This window comes from Actinoplanes sp. NPDC051537, from assembly GCF_055586105.1.
On sequence record NZ_JBVJIU010000018.1, the window covers coordinates 182,336 to 200,797 of the forward strand.

At 70.7% G+C, this 18,462-nt stretch carries 18 protein-coding genes; 2 read left to right on the plus strand and 16 right to left on the minus strand.

All coding sequences use genetic code 11. The features are described 5' to 3' along the window. Window positions 1-107: 107 nt before the first annotated feature. The 10 genes from ACZ6TB_RS37380 to ACZ6TB_RS37425 all read right to left on the minus strand — a co-directional run bounded on the left by ACZ6TB_RS37380 (window position 108) and on the right by ACZ6TB_RS37425 (window position 10,674). A complete protein-coding gene (locus ACZ6TB_RS37380; RefSeq protein WP_465562781.1) occupies window positions 108-1,880 on the minus strand; it encodes an HK97 family phage prohead protease in 1,773 nt (590 codons plus the stop codon). Next, window positions 1,877-3,097 (minus strand): phage portal protein, encoded by a 1,221-nt coding sequence (locus tag ACZ6TB_RS37385; protein ID WP_465562785.1) that lies wholly within the window; start codon window positions 3,095-3,097, stop codon window positions 1,877-1,879. Before ACZ6TB_RS37385 ends, ACZ6TB_RS37380 begins: the two co-directional genes overlap by 4 nt. A gap of 46 nt (window positions 3,098-3,143) precedes the next feature. After that, entirely contained in the window at window positions 3,144-4,697 is a 1,554-nt protein-coding gene (locus ACZ6TB_RS37390; protein WP_465562788.1) for a terminase, read from the minus strand. 419 nt (window positions 4,698-5,116) lie between these two features. After that, window positions 5,117-5,455 (minus strand): hypothetical protein, encoded by a 339-nt coding sequence (locus ACZ6TB_RS37395; RefSeq protein ID WP_465562791.1) that lies wholly within the window; start codon window positions 5,453-5,455, stop codon window positions 5,117-5,119. Window positions 5,456-5,578: 123 nt separating this feature from the next. Continuing rightward, window positions 5,579-6,622 (minus strand): AAA family ATPase, encoded by a 1,044-nt coding sequence (locus ACZ6TB_RS37400; protein ID WP_465562794.1) that lies wholly within the window; start codon window positions 6,620-6,622, stop codon window positions 5,579-5,581. A 259-nt stretch (window positions 6,623-6,881) separates the two neighbouring features. Continuing rightward, a complete protein-coding gene (locus ACZ6TB_RS37405) occupies window positions 6,882-7,034 on the minus strand; it encodes a hypothetical protein (protein WP_465562797.1) in 153 nt (50 codons plus the stop codon). 194 nt (window positions 7,035-7,228) lie between these two features. Then, window positions 7,229-7,555 (minus strand): hypothetical protein, encoded by a 327-nt coding sequence (locus tag ACZ6TB_RS37410; RefSeq protein ID WP_465562800.1) that lies wholly within the window; start codon window positions 7,553-7,555, stop codon window positions 7,229-7,231. After that, complete coding sequence (locus tag ACZ6TB_RS37415) at window positions 7,552-8,988, minus strand: recombinase family protein (RefSeq protein WP_465562803.1); 1,437 nt, start codon at window positions 8,986-8,988, stop codon at window positions 7,552-7,554. The genes ACZ6TB_RS37410 and ACZ6TB_RS37415 overlap by 4 nt, the downstream gene beginning before the upstream one ends. A 16-nt stretch (window positions 8,989-9,004) precedes the next feature. Further along, complete coding sequence (locus ACZ6TB_RS37420) at window positions 9,005-9,799, minus strand: ComEC/Rec2 family competence protein (RefSeq protein WP_465562806.1); 795 nt, start codon at window positions 9,797-9,799, stop codon at window positions 9,005-9,007. Continuing rightward, the gene (locus ACZ6TB_RS37425; RefSeq protein ID WP_465562928.1) at window positions 9,796-10,674 is read right to left on the minus strand and encodes a ComEA family DNA-binding protein; all 879 of its coding nucleotides are present in this window, start codon (window positions 10,672-10,674) and stop codon (window positions 9,796-9,798) included. Before ACZ6TB_RS37425 ends, ACZ6TB_RS37420 begins: the two co-directional genes overlap by 4 nt. A gap of 630 nt (window positions 10,675-11,304) precedes the next feature. Here ACZ6TB_RS37425 and ACZ6TB_RS37430 point away from each other — a divergent pair. Then, window positions 11,305-12,102, plus strand: a complete 798-nt coding sequence (locus ACZ6TB_RS37430; RefSeq protein ID WP_465562809.1) for a putative protein N(5)-glutamine methyltransferase — start codon at window positions 11,305-11,307, stop codon at window positions 12,100-12,102. A gap of 33 nt (window positions 12,103-12,135) precedes the next feature. Beyond that, window positions 12,136-13,740 carry a hypothetical protein gene (locus ACZ6TB_RS37435; RefSeq protein WP_465562812.1) on the plus strand — a complete coding sequence of 535 codons (1,605 nt, stop codon included), beginning with the start codon at window positions 12,136-12,138 and terminating at the stop codon, window positions 13,738-13,740. Between the two features lie 6 nt (window positions 13,741-13,746). Here ACZ6TB_RS37435 and ACZ6TB_RS37440 read toward each other — a convergent pair whose 3' ends face one another. The 6 genes from ACZ6TB_RS37440 to ACZ6TB_RS37465 form a co-directional block, all read right to left on the minus strand. Continuing rightward, window positions 13,747-14,595, minus strand: a complete 849-nt coding sequence (locus ACZ6TB_RS37440; RefSeq protein WP_465562815.1) for a DegV family protein — start codon at window positions 14,593-14,595, stop codon at window positions 13,747-13,749. A 116-nt stretch (window positions 14,596-14,711) separates the two neighbouring features. Then, on the minus strand, window positions 14,712-15,146 hold the full coding sequence (locus ACZ6TB_RS37445; protein WP_465562818.1) for a hypothetical protein: 435 nt from the start codon (window positions 15,144-15,146) through the stop codon (window positions 14,712-14,714). Window positions 15,147-15,191: 45 nt separating this feature from the next. Continuing rightward, window positions 15,192-15,821: a histidine phosphatase family protein gene (locus ACZ6TB_RS37450; RefSeq protein ID WP_465562823.1), complete on the minus strand. Its 630-nt coding sequence runs from the start codon at window positions 15,819-15,821 to the stop codon at window positions 15,192-15,194. A gap of 22 nt (window positions 15,822-15,843) precedes the next feature. Next, the gene (rsfS, locus tag ACZ6TB_RS37455) at window positions 15,844-16,242 is read right to left on the minus strand and encodes a ribosome silencing factor (RefSeq protein WP_465562826.1); all 399 of its coding nucleotides are present in this window, start codon (window positions 16,240-16,242) and stop codon (window positions 15,844-15,846) included. A 39-nt stretch (window positions 16,243-16,281) separates the two neighbouring features. Continuing rightward, complete coding sequence (nadD, locus tag ACZ6TB_RS37460) at window positions 16,282-16,881, minus strand: nicotinate-nucleotide adenylyltransferase (protein ID WP_465562829.1); 600 nt, start codon at window positions 16,879-16,881, stop codon at window positions 16,282-16,284. A 58-nt stretch (window positions 16,882-16,939) separates the two neighbouring features. Further along, window positions 16,940-18,451 (minus strand): hybrid sensor histidine kinase/response regulator, encoded by a 1,512-nt coding sequence (locus ACZ6TB_RS37465; RefSeq protein ID WP_465562833.1) that lies wholly within the window; start codon window positions 18,449-18,451, stop codon window positions 16,940-16,942. Between the last annotated feature and the right edge of the window lie 11 nt (window positions 18,452-18,462).

The following is an 18,462-nucleotide window of genomic DNA, read 5'->3' on the forward strand; positions in this document are numbered from 1 at the left end:
TGCGGCGGACTTGGCCGGCTGGAGTGCCTCTTCGAGGCGGGCGACCTTCTCCTCGAGGTCGGCCACCCGCTCGGCCAGTTCGCGGTTGCGCCGCGTGATGCCGGCCATCAGGCTGCGGTGTTGGGGTCGAAGGTGACCTGCCGGACCCCGCTGATGTCGGTGTTGGCCGTGGCGTAGTCCGCGTACAGGCCGACGGTGACGAACGACAGCTGCGGAATGTTCGAGGTCTGCACGGTGCTGCCGAAGTCCCAGAACAAGCGCTCCGGAGCGCTCGCCCACGCCAGCACGACGTCGGAGTCGAACAGCCACGAGTTCGAGGACGCGTTCGACGGCGTGCCCAGCGCGTACGCCGGAACCCACAGCGACCCGCCGACGTCGAGCGTCCGGTACTTGCTGGCCGTGGTGCCGTTGGCGTTCTGCGGGTTCAGCATCGGGTACAGCGGACGACCCATGTCGTCCTTGACCCGGGAGCCGACCCGGTAGAGCGCCTGGTGCACCGCGAAGGCGTTGAACCGGTTGCCGCCGCGGGCGAACTGCAGGTCGGCGTACGCCTGCTCGAACGAGTCCATGGTGGCCTGGTAGTCGTCGTTCGACGGCGAAGCCGGGGTGCCGGTGAGGGCGATGTCCGTCGCGGCCGTCAGCGTCGCGAGGAACGTCGCGACGGCCGCCTCACGGTCCTCGTAGAACTCGCGCAGCATCTGCGCCCAGAGAATGCCGGAGAACGCCGGGTTGCCGCCCTGACGCCACACCTGCCGGGTGATCTCGACCTTGCCCCAGAGCTGGCCGGGGGTGATGGTCTGGATCTCGTCGACGAAGCTGCCGCCGGCGGGCTCCGTCTTCTCGGTGGCCACGGAGACCAGGCCGGAGCTCGAGGTGAACTTCGGGATGTCGAACTTGCCGCCGCCGTTCGGCGGAGCGCCGCGGCCGGTCAGGTCCCACAGCGGCGTCGCGTAGTCGCGCTGCGGCACCCACATGTCCGGGCGGTGCTGCGTCGGCAGCGATCCGGGCAGGTCGGCGATCTCGACGTCGGCGAACGAGGCCTTGATGAACTCGTTGAGCCGGCCGAGCTGGGGCGCGTAGTCCTGCCCGGTCGTCTGGCGCTTCAGCATCTCGATGATGTCGCTGGAGAAGTCGTGCGCGGTGTCGGCCCGGAACGAGTACTTGCCAGTGCCGGTGCGGCTGAAGACGTACGGCAGCGGCTCGCTGACCTCGGTCACGGCGGTCTGCCGCCCGGTGCCCTGGGTCGGGTCGACGGTCGGGCGCACCTCGGCATCGGGCTTGTTGAACTGCGCGATCAGCTCGGAGAACTGCTCGGCGGAGAACGTGACCGGCTGCGCCTCGGCTGCCGGAGTCACCGTCTCCTCGGTCTTGATCTCTTCCGGCATGCCGGCTCCTTCGTGACTCGCTCGCACACTGATGAGGCGGGCGTCGGTGAATGCGGGCGCCTCGACGAACGCCACGCCGGTCATGTGGGCCATGCTCACCAGCAGCACGCCCGGGTTATCGGGGTCGGGCCCCGAGTCGGCCTCGTCGAACTCGATCTCTACGGAGAAGCCGGTCTTGATGCCGTCGGCGGCCATGGCCAGGGCGCGGTCGCCGTCGCGGCCGTCGTAGATGCGGAACGTCGCGACGAGGCCCTCGTCGGTGTCCTCGAGGTCGACCGCTCGGCCGATCCGGGCGGACGCCACGTGCTCGTCGTTCAGCCGGATGTACTTCGCGTTGGCGTACTTCAGGCCGCCGCGGGCGAAGCGCCACCGGCGGCCGTTGCTGTGGCGGCCGATCTTGCCCCAGGGCACGACGACGCCGGTCATCGTCCGGTGCTGGGCGTCGACCGAGAACGACTCGGCGGTCAGGCCCTCGAATGTCAGCAGCTCACTCACTGGGCACCTGCCGGGATCGCGGAGATCTGCGTCGGTGGGACTGCCTGGCGCGGCGCCGGCGGCTGCTGGATCGCCTTGGGTGGCAGGCCTTCGAGCTCGCGGACGTCGGCGGCGTCCATGACGCCCATGTCGACGTAGGTCTGCTCGATCTCCGAGCGGCTCTTCGGGTCCGCGCGCAGGTAGTCATCGAGCAGGAACCGTGCCGTGTACCCGCGCTTGGTCACGTCGGGCATGCTCAGCCGGTCGGTGATCGCCCGCATGAACGGGCTGAGCACGTCGTTGACCCGGTCTTTCCGCCGGTCGACGGCGTTCTGGTAGGTCCGGCTGGTCGTGTTCACCCCGACGTCCTCGGGGTCGATGCCCATCGCGACCGCGATCGCCAGGTCGGCGCGCTGCTGCTGCGCGAGGATCTGGATCTCCGCCGGGGTCGGGTCCTGGATCGGGTTGTACTTCAGCGCCGCCGGGATGTAACCGTCGAGGCGCTCCGACCGGGCCGTGGCGAACGCGTCAAGGGCGCCGATGATGTCTTCGTCGGTGCCCGGGTCGACGCCCGGGTCGGACGGCGTGAAGAACCCCCGCATGCGCCGGTTGGTCGCGTAGAGGTCGGCGGCCTCGTCCAGGGCCAGCGCGCGGCGGATGGCGCGCTCACCGGCCACCAGGAACGCCGGAGAGGGCGAGTCGAAGCGGATGACCTCGCGGAACGGGACCGGCTTGCCCTCCATGTAGACGACGCCCTCGGTGGGCAGCTCGCTCGGGAGGTGGCCGCGCTGGTAGTCGTCCGGCGGCTGCAGGCTCACCGTGTCCGGCGCGTACCGGGTCACCGCGACCGGGTAGCCGTCGGCGCCGAACGCGGTCACTCGCCACCACGCCACGGCGTCGAAGACCAGGTCCTCGACGGTCATCGCCAGCATGACGGAGTTAGGGACGTTCGCGTCGAGCTGCCGGAACAGCGGGTTGTCTTGCACCCGGTTGTCGGCGTCGACGACCTGCAGCGGCAGCGTCGCGATCGAGCAGAGCATGTTGCGGCCGCGCAGCACGGCCGGCACGCTCAGCGCCGCAGCCCGGTCGATCGCATACTGACGCAGTGCGCGGGTGAGCTGGAGCTGGTCGGTGATCCGCCAGCCGGAATAGCCCGACGCGAACATCGCCCGGCGCTCGAGGGGCACGGCAGTGGATGACGCACCGAAATGTGCGCGCCACCATTCCCCGAGGCCCATGCTCGGATGGTACAACCCCTAATACGAAACGGTCTACGACCAGGAACTACCGAACTGTCGGCAGCAGCACCCGGATGCGACCCACGGACGCCGGAAGCGTCTGCGCCAGGAACACCGCGCCGGCGGCCGCGAACACCGCGTCGACGTCACCCTCGCCCTTGCGGTCGAAGCGCCACGCGTCGCCGATCGGCTTCTTCTGGGCGGTCTCCACCTGGCCGTCGAGCAGCGGATCACCTGAGTGCAGGACCTGGTCAGCGGCGACCAGCTGGCTGAGGCCCATGGACACCTGGGTCAGCTCGGAGCGGATCTCGGCCACCTCGACGCCGGGCGGCGGCCACTCGCGCCGGCCAGGCTGGTTGCGGTCGGCCAGGCGGGCACCGACAGCCGCACCGGGGCCGGAAGGCAGCCAGCCGAACGCCCGCGGGCGGACCCTGGCCACCAGCGCCGGGAGGTCCCGAGCGGCCTGATCCGCGCAGCCGCGGCCCTCCCAGGCCTGAATCGGCTCGATCCGCACCCGGCCGTCCGGAATCACCGCCGCGGCGTACAGCGTCGCGTGCAGCATGCTCGGCGCGACGTCGAAGCACAGCGCCAGCCGGTCGCGCAGCCCGTCGAGCGTCGCCGGAACGAACCCGCGCGCCCAGGCCTCGAGGTCGATCGCCGCGTCGGCGTCAGCCAGCTGGATGCACATGATCTCCTGCCGGAACGTCTCCAGCAGCTCGCCGCCCTTGGCCACAGCGGCGCGCGCCTCGCGCAGCAGCCGCTCCCCGCTCTTGCCGCCGGGCCGGTTCATCGTCGGATTGGCCATGGCCAGCGCGCGCAGGTCGGTCGGGTCGGCATCCTCAGGGCAGGACCACTCGAATAGCCCGAGGCTCTCGTCCCCTTCGCCGGTTCGAAGGAACTCCAGCGCGGCGCCGCGCAGGTCCCCGTACGGCACGCCCTTCGGGTCCGGCGTCGTCAGCGCCCAGAACTGCGCGTCCTCGAAGGCGTCCATCGAGTAGTACGCCGCTCCGTAGGCGTCGTACGAGTACTGTTTCGAGAATTCGTCGGCGATCACCCGGGTGTTCGACATCGACCGGCCGCCCTCGGCGTTGGACGCCGCGACGTGATACTCCGAGCCGCTCAGCGTCCACCAGTGCTCCTCGCCGGCAGCGGTGCGGATCCCGTACGGCCGGCCCTCCTGGAACTGCTCCTTGAGCCCGTCGATCTTCTTCGCCAGACGGTAGGCGGACAACCAGGGGCGCTTTGCATACTTTGTCAAGGTCGACGTCCCCAGGATGCTCGGCTGCTGCTCCTCGAACACCCAGAAGAGCGTCAGATCCTCGACCGACCGGGACTTCCCCGACTGCCGGCCGACGGTGACGATGATGCGCCGGAACCGCGGGAGCCCGAGCGGCGTCAGCTCCCCGGCGTGGATCTTCAGCCAGCGCTGCCAGGCCCACGGCGGCCGGCCCAGGACCTCCTCGTCGAAGGACACCGCGCGGAAGCCGTACGACGTCTCCGGGGTGAGCGCACAGCCGCACCCGCACGGTCCGGGCGGCCCCTCGACCAGCGGCGGCGTGTAGAGCCGCGGGGTGATCGAGCCCTGGATAGTGGCCGTCACGATGCTTGCCTCCGCAAATAAAAAATGGACAGAGGGACGGGGGTGTGAGCCCCTGGCCGGGCGGGATAAACGCGCAGGTCAGAGGCTTGCGCTCTCACCATTGGGTCAGACCCCTGGGTTGTGGATTGCGTGTGGACGTGGCAGCAGTGGCGCGACCTGGCTCACCAACACGCAGGTTGCATGGTGTGCATGCAGCAGCGAGGTGGTCGAGCCGGTCTGCCTTGCACCCTGGGCATCTGCCCCTGCCGTGCAGGTGGTGTACACAGTCGGCCCTGCCTAGGCAGTGCACCCCGTCCTGGGTGCGGGTACGCCAGGTGCCGGGCAGGGCGAGGGTGCACCGGTAGCTGTCGCGCCGCAGGACCGTGGCCCTGGTCTGGCGCCACTGGTAGGTGCTGCCCTTCGCCCAGCCCTTGCTCACCTCAGTAGCCCGCGGCCTTGAGCAGCTCGAGGTACTCGGCCCCGGTCATGACCACGCCCCACTGTCTCGGGTCGGTCTTGCCCCGCAGCTTGAACCAGCACGCTGCGGGTGCCGCGTTGGCGTTGACCTTCTCGGTGGCGACCTCTTTGAGCCATCCCGAGATGTCGTAGGTCTTCTCGGCCTTCACCTCGATGCAGACGCCGACCACGCCGGCCACGTCGCCCTTGTCCTGGGTGCCCTGCAGTGCTCGGCGTTCGGCGTGCGGCCACCCCTCTTCGACGAGGACCTGGACGACGGCGCTCTCGGCGCTGGTGCCCTTGGCCTTGCTGCGGTTCACCACTTCTCTGGCTTCCTCTCACTTCCTCCCGGTCCTGAGAGGTGAGAGTTGTGAGAGGAGTGAGAGCTTTCCTCTCGGATCTCTCACTCTTCTCATATCTCACTCTCCCCAGGACCGAGAGTTTGGTCAGCGGTTACTGATTGCTTGGTAGTAGCCACGCATCGGCGAATCGATCTTGCTGGTGTTCGCGAGGCGGCTGAGCGCGTTCCGGACGGCTGCTTCGGTGTGCGTCGGCGTGAGCTTCGCGTTGATCTCGGCCGTGCTGAGGGTGCCGCCGACGGCTTCGAGCAGCGCGAGGATGGCCTGAGCCGGGCCACCGAGCTTGCTGGTGCTGGCCTTGGCTTCGAGCATCTCCGTGGCCGTGCGGGTGTCCTCGTCGCCCCACGCCACGCGGCTGGACTCGATGTACGGGTCGTCGCCGTCCTCGACCTCCTCCGGGGGCAGGTCGAAGCGCACCGACGAGAGCCGGTAGCCGATCGAGGGCATCTTGGGCCCGACGTTGCACTTGACGTGGCAGAACATGAACTGCCCGTCGTCCTCTTCGAGGCAGTAGAGGATGGAGCGAGGCAGGGTCGCGAAGGCCTTGCTGCCCATGATCGAGGTGAGCGGGTCGGTGGTCGCCGACTTGTTGACGTGGATGAGCGCCAGGACGGCCAGCCCGACCCGGTCGCACATCTTCACGAGCGGCTCCAGGGCCTGCTGCACCTCGGCCTGCTTGTGCGTGTCGATCTTCCCGTCGATGATCGCCATCAGCGGGTCGATCAGCATGAGCACCGGCTGGACCGACCGAAACGCCATCTCCATGCGCCGGATGTCCTGCGGCGCAATGATTCCCCGCTCGTTGCCGTCCTCGTCCTGCACGGCGATGTGGAAGATCAGATCCATGTCGGCGCCGACGGCCATGAGCCGCGGGATGATCGTGTGGCTCCACGAGTCCTCGGTGGCGCACACGACGACGGTCTGCGGAGTGCCCTCGTACCGGCCGGGGAGTGTGCCCCTGGTGAGCCGAGCGGCGATGTCGAGCGACACCGTGCTCTTGCCGATGCCCTCCCGGCCGGCGAGCAGCGTCACCATGCCGTGCGGGATGCGGCCGCGGTACACCCATCGGGTGCCCTTCATGCGGATCCCAGACGCCTGGGTGAGCAGCACCCGCGCGCCGAGCTCCTCCATGCATACGTGCCCCGGCGTACGGCACGGATCCGACGGTGTGCACTCGCTCATGCCGCCCACCGCCGGATTCCGTACGCCTTGGCCACCTCGGGCCCGTAGACGTGGGCGATATGCCGGTCGAGCGCACGCGCTCCAGCACGACGCTGCGCCTCGCGGTACTTGGCCATGCGTCGCGCGCGAGCGATGTCGGTGGGTTCCGCTACGGTGGAGGCGGAGGCCGGCCTGTTAACGGCAGGCCGGACTCCCCCCAGGTCTTCGGTCACCGGGCACCGCCGAGCAGGTCGGTGAGGCGAGCGCGCTGCTCTGCCGTCAGCGGCGGGGCCTCATCGACGACCCGCTCGATGTATTCGGCGAGCTTGATAGCGCGCAGATCACGAGCTGCACTCGCGGCAGCTTCCGCGTCGCCGCGCATATCGGCATTAGCTTTTCGAGCCCGCGCTCGGGCCATTTCGGCTGATATAGCCATCGCATTCTCCGGTGGGCATGATTCATCTGCCACACCGGAAGAGCGGGCCAATCGCCTGATTGCGTCTCGCAGCCGGATCCTCCCGGCTGCTCCAACTCTGCGGCCGGCTCAGGCGTACACCGGCTAGATCACTATAGCGCCTAAAACGGCAAGCGACTGATGTCGACGTCGGCGAGTCCTGCAGAGACGAGGCGGTCGAGGCTCTCCGCCGACAGAATCGGGTTCCGCCCGCAGGTTGGGCACAGCAGCTCGACGCCGATCGGTTTGTCGTAGTCGAGCCAGCCCCCCGGGGTGCGCTCGCCGCGCTGCCTCACATGCATCTGGAGGACGGTCTTCCCGTCCTTCCTCCTGCGGCCAACGCGGCCGCGAAATGGGTCCTTCGCGTTCCGGCGACCCAAGCCGTCGCGCAGATCGATCCGGGCGTGTTGGCCCTTGTCCTCGCAGTAGAACCTGATGCCGCTGTTCACGCTTGCCCCTTCCAGATCTCGCTCCACGTCCGACTGTCGCCGACCCATCGTGACTCGCCGAGCCGCCCAGGATCGAAGATGCGCTTCCCCCGGCCGATCGGAGAGATCTTCAGCTCGACGATGAGCAGCCCGATCGCCTCCCTGCGCTGCGACACGGTCAACCGTGGCCACCGCTCCCGAGGCGCGCGGGCCAGATCCCGGATCGGCCCAGGCACGGGCGCAACCCTGGCCGCTGCGGCGCGCTCCTTGGCCGCCTCGATCTGCGGAATGAGGTCAGCCTCGATGGCGGCGAGGCCGGCGGCGGACAGCTTCCCGGCGGCGGCCTGCGCGTAGAACGGCTTCAGGCGGCCCTCCAGCTCGTCAGCGAGCGCCTGGGCCTTGGCCGCGTCGGCGTCGGTCGCGCGAGGGGCGAACAGCTCGGCCGCGTCGTCTCGCTCCAGCCGCGCCAGCACCATCTCGGTCACAAAGTCCTCGATCTTCACCGTGCGGATGCTCGTCTTCAAGCAGCCCCGGCAGGCGTAGGAGAGATAGCCGCGGTTCTTGAGCACGCGGTGAGGGCTGTCGCACAGGGCGCACTGCAGCAGCCCGGAGAGCACGTGCTGTAGCGAGCTGTCCCGCTGGGTGCGCCGCTTCGGGTCGTTGAGCCGGGCCAGCAGCTTGGCGTACGTCTCCTCGTCGTGGATGCCGGCCCACGCGGCTTTCCCGACGACCGCGCCCTGGTGCTGCCGCAGGCCCGCGTAGCTCGGCATGACGCACAGCCGCTTGACCTGGATCAGGTCCCACGCGCCGCCGCGCGGGCCCGGGATGCCGCGCGCGTTGAAGTCGCTGGCGATGGCGTTGCAGGACTCGCCGTCGAGCACGCGCCGGGCAGCCTCGCGCACCAGCGCTGCCTGCTCCTCGTGCTCCACCTGCTCGAGGAAGTTACCCGCGTCGTCGTAGATGCGGCGGAAGCCGAACTGGAGCTTCCCGGCCGGGCGGCCGGCGGCGGCCGACTTGCGCTTGCCGCGCCTGCTGCGCTCCGACGTCTGATTGGACTCGGCATGCGCGTCCACGCCGTCGGTGGCCAAGATCTTCCAGTCCCGGTTGACCCGCACGTCGTACGTGCGCCCGTGGCTCACCACGTAGATCAGCACACCGTGCTCGCGGACCAGGTCGAGGAACTCGGCCCACTCGGCGAGCCTGCGGCTGCCGCGGCTCGACTCCCACAGGATCAGCAGCTCGCAGGCGCCGGAGCGGATGTGCGCGAGCAGCTCGGCAAAGTCCTCGCGCTCCCTACGGGCGAACCGGGATGCCGAGCGGTTGTCGTCGGTGAAGGTCCGGCCGAGCGACCAGCCGTTCTCCTCGATCACCTCCTGGCCCTCGGCCAGTTGGTCCGCCACACTCTTGCCCTGGTCGGCGCTGGACTTTCTCCCGTAGATGTCTGCTACCGTCATGAGAGTAATCATATGCCTATCCGGCGGTCGCACCCGAGACGGCCATGAGGTGCGTCATCCCGGTCGTCCGGAAGTCGTCGCTCAGCGCCGGATCCAGCCGGCTCGTGTCGCCCACCACCAGCCCGGGCAGCAGCCCACCGGCGTCGCGGGGCAGTGGCTCGCACGCGCGTTGCAGCCCGGCGCGCAGCACACCGGCCGCGCGCTGCACCCACGGCGGCCGCCCGACCACCTCCGGCGGGTCCTTGACCGAGACCGCGGCGGCCCGCAGGTCGCCGGGGCGCGGCGGCATCAGCTTGCCGCGCGCGATCACCCGCTGACCCGGGAGCAGACCCTTCCAGCCGGGGTCGCTGCCGAGCACGACCGCCCGCGCCGACAGGGCCAGGGGCGGGGCGTCCTCGGCGACAACCTGCCGCAGTTCGACGGCCACGAGGTAGGTCGGTGGCCGCCCGGGCGATCCGCGCAGCGCGCGCGGGTCCTCACGAACGACGGCTTCCACGCGTACGGGATCACCGGCCCGCACCAGCGCGACGAGCGGTCCCGCCTCCCGCACCGTCAGCCGCGCCCCGGTCATCGCCGCCCCGCACCCCGCACCCAGCAGGACCACCACCGCGATCCAACCCGCCGCCGCGAGATCGGGCCGCGCCCGCGCCCGGACGACCGCCAGCGCCCCGCACAGCAGCGCCGCGCACCCGAGCGCCCCCGCACCGAGCAGCAGCGCCGGGCGGGCCGTCAGGTGGAGGGCCGCGAGCGCCGCCAGCCAGGCCGCCACCGCGAACCCGGCCAGACGCAGGTCCGGCGCCCGCTCTCTCACACCGTCACCAGGTCTTTCAACTGCTCGTAGCGGGCGTCGCCGATGCCGTCGACCTTGCGCAGATCGCCCACCGCCCGGAAGCCGCCCTGCGCTTCACGGGCGTCGAGAATCCGTTGCGCCAGAACCGGGCCGACACCGGGCAGCCCGTCCAGGTCGGCGAGGGTGGCCGTGTTCAGGTTGACCAGCCCGCCGGCCTGCCCGGCCGCGGCGCCACCAGCGGAACCGGTCGGCAGCGCGAGCCCCGGCGACGGCGTCACGCCAACCATGATCAGCTCGCCGTCGACCACCTTCCGGGCGAGGTTGAGCATGGCCACGTCGACCCCGGGATCGGGACCGCCCGCCGCCGTCAGGGCATCGGCCACCCGAGCGCCGGGCGGCAGCCGTACCAGCCCCGGCTTGCGCACCTTCCCGCCCACCGCGACCACCAGCTCGGACGCCGCCGGGCTCGCGATGTCGCGACCGGCCGACGCGGGCACCGGCTCGCTGGTCTCGAACGACGGCGGCGCCACCGTGTCCACGTGCGGGCGGGACCGCCAGGCCAGCAACGCGGCGATCAGGACCACCGCGGCGGCCACCGCGGCCAGCGCCTTCACGCCGCGCCGGCCCGGGTCGAACGCGCTCACCCCGAACCGTCGGCCGCCCTCCGGTGGAGGCTCCCCGCCGAACGCCCCGGCGCCGCTCAGGATCGGTTCGGGCTCATCCGGATAGGGATCCGGCCGGAGATAGGGATCCGATTCCGGAAAGGGATCCGGCCGGAGATAAGGATCCGATTCCGGAAAGGGATCCGGCTCCTCGGGCAGGACCCAGGCGGGCGGTGGCAGCGGGCGATAAGGCGGGCCGGCCGGCCGCAGCAGTGGCGTCGAGTGCTCGTCCATGGCTTCTCCCGGTGGTGAGGGGTCGGGGACCGGCGGGACCGGCGCCGGCTCCGGCAACGGCTCGCTCTTGGCCAGCGCCGCGGGCGGCGAAGCCCACGGCGTGCCGGGCCGGAAGCCGCCGGTACGCTCCGATTCGGACTCGGCCGCCGGCTCGGGCTGGCTCGACGGCGTCGGCTCAGGCTCGACGGCGATCGGTATGGGCTCGACGGCGATCGGCACGGGCTGGACGGCGATCGGTGTGGGCTCGACGGCGATCGGCACGGGCTCGACGGCGATCGGCAGCTCCATCGCATCGGGCAGCGGGTCGAGATCGAGGTCCTCCGGCCAGCCGGGCACCACATCCGTCCAGCGCAGCGGCTCCCCCACCTCGGCGAGGTCACCGAGCGCCGTCTCATAGCGCGAGCGGGCGACGGGTCCACCGCGCAGGATCCGACGCGGGGCTGCGGCGGCCTCACCGCGTACGCCCAAATGCGTCGCGGCCATGACCGACCGCAGCCTTGCCGCTACGACGTCGTCATCTCGCACGCCAGGCAGGTTAGGGATTTCGCCGCGTGATCGTTTGGGGCCTGTGGACAGAACGAGACGGTGTGGATAACTCCTACGGATCTCGCTTCTGTGCTAAGGAATGGCGTGACGAAAACGGGGATCACGGCGCCGGTGATGGCCGTCGCGATCACGCGCCTGCGTGCCGCGGGCTGCGTGTTCGCGGAGGACGAGGCGGCGGTGCTGGCCGACGCCGCGACGGACGAGGCTGCCCTCGACGCGATGATCTCGCGGCGCGCGCAAGGTGAGCCGCTCGAGCAGGTCGTCGGCCACGCCGACTTCTGCGGGGTCCGCGTGCGCCTGCGGCCGGGCGTTTTCGTTCCCCGCGTACGAAGTGAGCTGCTTGTTCGCCTTGCGGTGGATGCCGTGGTTCCGGGTTCGGTCGTGGTCGATCTCTGCTGCGGTTCGGGCGCCCTGGGCCTCGCCCTGCTCCGGCAGCGCCCGCGGATCGAGCTGCACGCCGCGGACGTCGATCCGGTCGCGGTCGCCTGCGCCCGGGACAATCTGGACGGCAACGTCTACCAGGGAGATCTTTTCAACCCGCTGCCGCCCACTCTTCGCGGGCGGGTCGCGGTTTTACTGGCCAATGTGCCGTACGTCGCGACGCACCACATTCCCCTGCTGCCGGCCGAGGCACGCGACCACGAGCCCCGTACCGCGCTGGACGGTGGCGCGGACGGCCTCGACGTATTCCGCGCCGTGATCGCCGAGGCACCCGCTTGGCTGGCACCCGGCGGGATCGTGCTTTCCGAGATCACCGAGGCCCAGGTTTCGCCCGCCCTGGAGGCGCTCCGGGCCGCCGGTCTCGACGCTGACCTGCACCACGACGACGATCTCGAGGCTCGGGTGGCCCGCGGGCAGAAAAGTGTCGGCCCGGTGCGCTAAGGTCGGCGGCCTCAAGGGAGATGTGAGGCGTCGGTGGGCCTGCTGAAGAGCATTGCCCGGGCACGACTGGCCGGGCAGGTCATCCGCCGGCTACGCCGGGCAGGGTTCACGGACGCACGTTACGACGCACGCGGTTTCCGGGTCCGCTTCACCGCGGACGGCGACGAGACGCCGACGATCCTGGAGCTCGCCCCGCTGCTGGCCGCACGGGGTGGGCGACGGAGAGGTCAGGTGGATCGGTTCGTCGCCGGCCTGGTGTCGACGCCCCGGCTACCGCTCGACTGGACTGAGACGCGGCCGCTTCTGCGACCGGTGTTGCGTGGTGTCACGCCGGGTTCGCCGCTGCGGCGTCCGGTCCTGCCGTTCCTGTATGAGTTCGTGGTGGTCGATCAGCCGGACACCATGACCTACGTCGGTCCGGAGCATCCGGCCGGTTGGGAGGTGAGCGCGGAGCAGGTCTTCGCGGCGGCCCGGGCAAACCTGTCCGGGGCGGTGCTGCACGGGGTCGCGAACGAGCCGGTGGTGGTGCGGTTCGTGGACGACGGGGACGCCTACTGGACGTCGCACCTGCTGCTGCAGCATTGGCTCGGGAAGCTGGCGGGCCAGGTCGGCGGTGTGCCGGTGGCGTTCGCGCCGGAGCGCGGCACACTCCTGGTCACGGCGGACGGGAGCGAGCACCTGCGGGGACTGTTCGCCCAGGCGGAGGAGATCTACGCGACGTCGTCACGGCCGATCACCCCGATGGCCTACGTGTCCGACGAGCAGGGCTGCACGGTGCCGTACGAGGCGCCGCCCGGCCATCCCCTGCACCGCGCGGTGCAGAGGGCGGAGAGGCTGCTCGCGGTCCACGAGTACACCCGCCAGGCGGCCCATGCGCCCGTCGTGCCGAGCGAGACGGACGCAGCCGGCTCCAGCGGCACGCCGGCCGCCGAGCGCGATGCGCGACCGGTCGGCCGGACCGGCACCGCGGCGCGCGCGGACGCGGTCGGCAGCGTCGGCGAGGACTCGGCACCCGGCGTCAGCGGAGACACGGCTCGGGGCGTCGGCGGCGACACGGTGCCCGGCGTCAGCGGGAACACGGCGCTCGGCGTCAGCGGGAACACGGCGCTCGGCGTCAGCGGGGACACGGCGCTCGGCTTCGGCGGGGACACGGCGAGAGATGCCCGCCAGGACACAGCGCTCGGCGCCGGCCAAGATGCGGAGACGGCGAGCGCAACGGGCACAGCGAGCGCGACGGGCACGGCGGGCGGGGCGAGCGTGACGGGCACAGCGAGCGCGACGGGCACGGCGGGCGGGGCGAGCGCGACGGGCACAGCGAGCGCGACGGGCACGACTGGCACGGCGGGCGGGGCGAGCGCGACGGGCACGGCGGGCATGGCGGACGGGGCGAGCGCGACGGGCACGGCGGGCACGACGAGCGCGACCGCCATGGCGGAGTTGCGGCTCGTGGGTTCGGACGAGCACGGCTGGCGCACGCGAGCGATCTGGGAACGCGACGAGCCAGTACTGCTGCCGGCGGCCGACGAGGTGCAGATGGGCGGGGACGTGCGCGCCTGGGATGAGGTGGCTCGCTACCTGAGTGTTGCACCGGGTATTGACCCGCCGCGCTGGTCGGCCGGCGGCTGGCCGGCTGCCTGACGGGGGTCAGGGGCGGCGGTGGACTACTACGCCGGCCAGGCCGGGGCCTACGTGGGCGGCTACGACGGCGCCTATCTCGGTTATGTAGCAATCTCTTAGGCGGTCGGTCAGGCGCATCGCTACGGCGTCGGCCAAGGCCGCTGCTCGGTCGGGGGACTCCAGGTGGTGGACGGCGATGTCCACCTCACCGTCGCCGGCGGCTTCGACGGCCAGGTCTACCAAACGGGCCAGGGCTCGGCCCGCGGTGCGGACCTTGTCGCGGACGACGATGGCTCCGTCTACCACGTGGAGGATGGGCTTTACCGACAACGCGGTGCCCAGCAAGGCCGACGCCGCGCCTATGCGGCCTCCTCGGCGTAGGAACTCCAAGGTGTCCACGTAGAAGAGGGTGCTCACCCGGGAAGCGTGGTCGGTCGCGGCCTCATAGGTCTCGTCGAGCGAACCTCCGGCCGCCGCGGTCTCGGCGGCGGCCAGGGCGGCGAAACCCAGGCCCATGCCGGTGGTCTCGCTGTCTACCACCCGTACCCGGTCGCCGACCTCGGCGGCGGCCAAGGTGGCGGCCTCGTGGGTGCCGGAGAGCTTGGCCGACAGGTGGACCGAGACGATGCCGTCGGCGCCGGCCTTCAGCAGGCGGTGGTAGGCCTCCACGAACTGGGACGGCGCGGGACGAGACGTGCTGACGGCCGAGCGGCGGGCACTCAGGGCGCGGGCCACCTCGGCGGGCTGGATCTGCTCGCCCTCTAGGCCCTCGGCGCCGTTGATCACCACGGTCAGGGGGACGATGGTGAGGTCATACGAGCCGCGCAGTTCGGCGGGCAGGTACGCGGTGGAGTCGGTGACGACCGCGACGGGCATGCGGGCACGTTAACCGATCCGCGCCCGCAAGGCCGCATGGAAGCCGATCAACCCGCGGGCGTGAGCGCTAAGAGAGCCGGCCAAGGCGCGAACGCGAGAGCCGGGGACAAACGAGCTCAGGCGGGAGACACCGAGGTGACGACGAACGGGATGCCCTGCTGGCAGGTGGACATCAGCTTGGGCTCGGAACGGCCGGTCACCGTGACCTTCTTGCCCACGGGGGTCTGGGAGCGCAGGCTCGCGTCGTCGAAGACCAGGAGGTGGGAGCCGGCGCCGTCCTTGATCAGGCGGCAGTTGGGCTCTACGCCCTCCTCGACCGTGCCGGTGACGGTCTGGGCGTTGCCGGCCGTCGGCTTGCCGGCGCTCGGCTCGCTCGTCGGCGCGGACGCCTGAGGGGCGGACGCGGCAGGGCCGGAAGGAGAGAGCGACGACGAGGACCCGAGCACCGGCGACGCCGAGGAATCGGGCAACCCGGACGACGACCCATTGTTGGCGCACCCCGCGAGGCAGAGCGCAAGCGTCAAAGCGGCGGCGAGGCGACGGGTCGACATGATGGTTGGACGCTACCGGATCAACGGCGGTTCCGGCACGACGAGTCAGACGGGCGGCGGCACCGGGCGGTCGGCGAACGGCCCCACGTTGTAGGCCGCGACCTGCCATCCCCGCTCGCGGTCATGCGTGAGCTCGACCCAATGGCAATTCTGCAAGGCGCGCAGCGTACGCAACTGCGCCAGCGGCCACTCGAGCAGGTGACCGATGCCCTGCCGGGCCGCGGCGCCGTGGGTGGCGACGACCACGGTGCCGCCGGGCGGGGCGAGACCGGCCGCCGCCAGCAACGCCTCGGAGACGCGTTTGCCCAGGTCGGCTAGGGTCTCGACGTCGCCGCCGACCTCCTGGCCGCTGGTCCATCGGGCGTACTGGTCGGGGTAGAGCTCGGCCACCTCGGTCATGGTCAGGCCCTGCCAGTTGCCGAAGTAGCGCTCGCGCAGGCGCTTGTCGTAATTGATCGACAGGCCGCTGAGGGCGGCGAGCGCGGACGCGGTGTCGGCGGCGCGGTGCAGGTCGCTGGCGACGATCGCGTCGGGGCGCATCTTGATCAGCAGCTCGGCCGCGTCGACCGCCTGCTGCCGGCCGATCGCGTTCAGCGGCACGTCGGTCTGACCCTGGACGCGATGATTCGCATTCCAGTCGGTGTTGCCGTGCCGCCAGACGATCAGCCGACTCACGGCGTTACCCGACCGCGAACGCTCACGCCACGCCCGAGGCGTCGGCGTCGACCATGTCGCGGTCGACGAACGGGATGGACGGACAGTCCTTCCACAGCTTGTCGAGGGCGTAGAACTCGCGCTCCTCGGCGTGCTGGATGTGCACCACGATGTCGACGTAGTCGAGCAGCACCCACCGCCCCTGGCGCTCGCCCTCACGACGGACGGGCTTCGCCTTTTCGGGGAGGTTGACCAGGGCTTCCTCGATCGCGTCGACGATCGCGATGACCTGCCGCTCGTTCGACGCGGAGGCGATCACGAAGGCGTCGGTGATGTAGAGCTGCTCGGCGACGTCGATGACGACGATATCCTGCGCCTTCTTGTCGGCGGCGGCCTGAGCGGCCGTCAGCGCAAGCTCAAGAGCGCGTTCGGTGACGGGCAAGAGCGTCCCCTCGGTTGGTGTCCTGGAGCTACAAGCGTCTCACACCGGTGTGACATTTCCCGACCCCCGATAGAGGCCCCGCTTGTTGATGTATTGCACGACACCGTCGGGCACCAGGTACCAGACCGGTTCGCCGCCGGCCACCCGGGCCCGGCACGCGGACGAGGAGATGGCCATGGCCGGCACCTCGACCAGCGTGACCGAGTCGGCCGGCAGGTGCTCGTCGGAGAGCTCGAAGCCGGGCCGCGTGACCCCCACGAAGTGCGCCATGGTGAACATCTCGAGCGCGGACTTCCAGCTCAGGATGCGGCCGAGCGCATCGGCCCCGGTGATGAAGAAGAGCTTGGTATCGCCGCCGTAGATCGCGCGCATGTCACGCAGGGTGTCGATGGTGTAGGTGGGGCCGTCGCGGTCGATGTCCACCCGGCTGACGTGGAAACGCGGGTTCGACGCGGTCGCGATGACGGTCATCAGGTAGCGGTCCTCGGCGGGCGAGACCTTCCCCTTCTCGTACGGCTGACCCGTCGGCACGAAGACGACCTCATCCAGGTCGAAGCGGGCCTGGACCTCGCTGGCGGCGACCAGGTGCCCGTGGTGGATCGGGTCGAAGGTGCCACCCATGATCCCGATCCGCCGCATCTGAAGAATATATGTGCTATTCCGATCAAGGGTGGCGAGCGGGGCGGTCGGATGGAGATCAATCGTCTAGTCGCTTGCGTACGGCTGATAGCAGGTCATCCGCCGTAAACGGCTTCTCCAGCAACGCCACCCCCGGGTCGAGCGTGCCCTGCGAATGCAGCACCGGCTGGGCGTACCCGGACATGTAGAGCACCCGGGTCTGCGGCCGCACCCCGGTCAGCCGCTCGGCCAGCTCCTTGCCCAGCATTCCGGGCATCACCACGTCGCTGACCAGCAGGTCGATGGCGCCCTCATGCGCGGCCGCCAGCGAAAGCGCCGTGGCACCGCACTCGGCCGACAGCACGTTGTACCCCGCCGCCGAGAGGATCCGCCCGGCCACGTCCCGCAGCGCCGCCTCGTCCTCGACGACCAGCAGCGTCTCGCCGTGCCCGGCAGCGGGCGTCACGCTCTCCGACAAGGCGGGTTCATCGGAAGGAACGGCCACGGCGGCCGGCAGCAGCACGGTGACGGTCGTCCCGACCCCGGGCGACGAGGCGATGCTGACCTCCCCGCCGGCCTGACTGACGATCCCGTAGACGGTGGCCAGCCCGAGCCCGGGGCCCTCACCACTGGCCTTGGTCGTGAAGAACGGCTCGAAGGCCCGCTCCAGGACCTCGGGCGTCATCCCGTCCCCCGAGTCGCTGACCCGCAGCCGCACCCGATCCCCGTGCGGCGAGGTGTCGATCACCAGCTCGCCCCCGGAGGGCATGGCGTCGCGCGCGTTCACCGCCAGGTTCACCAGCACCTGTTCGATCTGACCCGGGTCGGCATGAACCGCCGGTAGCGCGGCGGACGGCCGTACGAGCAAATTGACGCGCTCCCCCAGCGATCGCCGCAGCATCTCCTCGACCGACGCGATGACCGCGTTGAGGTCGAGCACCTGGGGCCGCACCACCTCGCGCCGCGCGAACGACAGCAGCTGATGGGTGAGGTTGGTGCCGCGCTCCCCCGCCCGCACGACCTGCCGGGCGTCGGCCGCGATCGCCTTCACGTCGGGCGCCGGCGACTCCGCCTCCTCGATCACGAAGTTCGCGTAGTTCACGATCACGCCGAGCATGTTGTTGAAGTCGTGCGCGATGCCGCCGGCCAGCTGACCGAGGCTCTCCAGCCGCTGACTGCGGTGCACGTGCGCCTCGGCCCGCAGGCGCGCCTTCTCCTGCTCGGCGCGCGCCCGCTCGCTCAGGTCGCGCACCACCGCGACGGCGAGCCGGCCCTGCGGGGTGTCGACGATCGCCACCGACGACTCGACCGGGATCTCCACCCCGTCCCGCCGCCGGATCGTGGTGGTCACCGCCCCGATCGGCCCGGGACGCCCCTCGCGCAGCCTGCGCTCGCGCTCGGGGGGCATAGCCCGGGCGTCGTCCGTGATCAGCGACTCGATCTGGCGGCCGAGCAGCTCGTCCCGGGACCAGCCGTAGAGCTCCTCGGCCCGGTCGTTGACCAGCACGATGCGGCCGCCGTCGGCCATCACCAGGATCGCGTCCGGGGCGGCCTGGAGAAGGCCGCCCGCGAGCTCCTCGGACCATTCCACGCATCCACCCC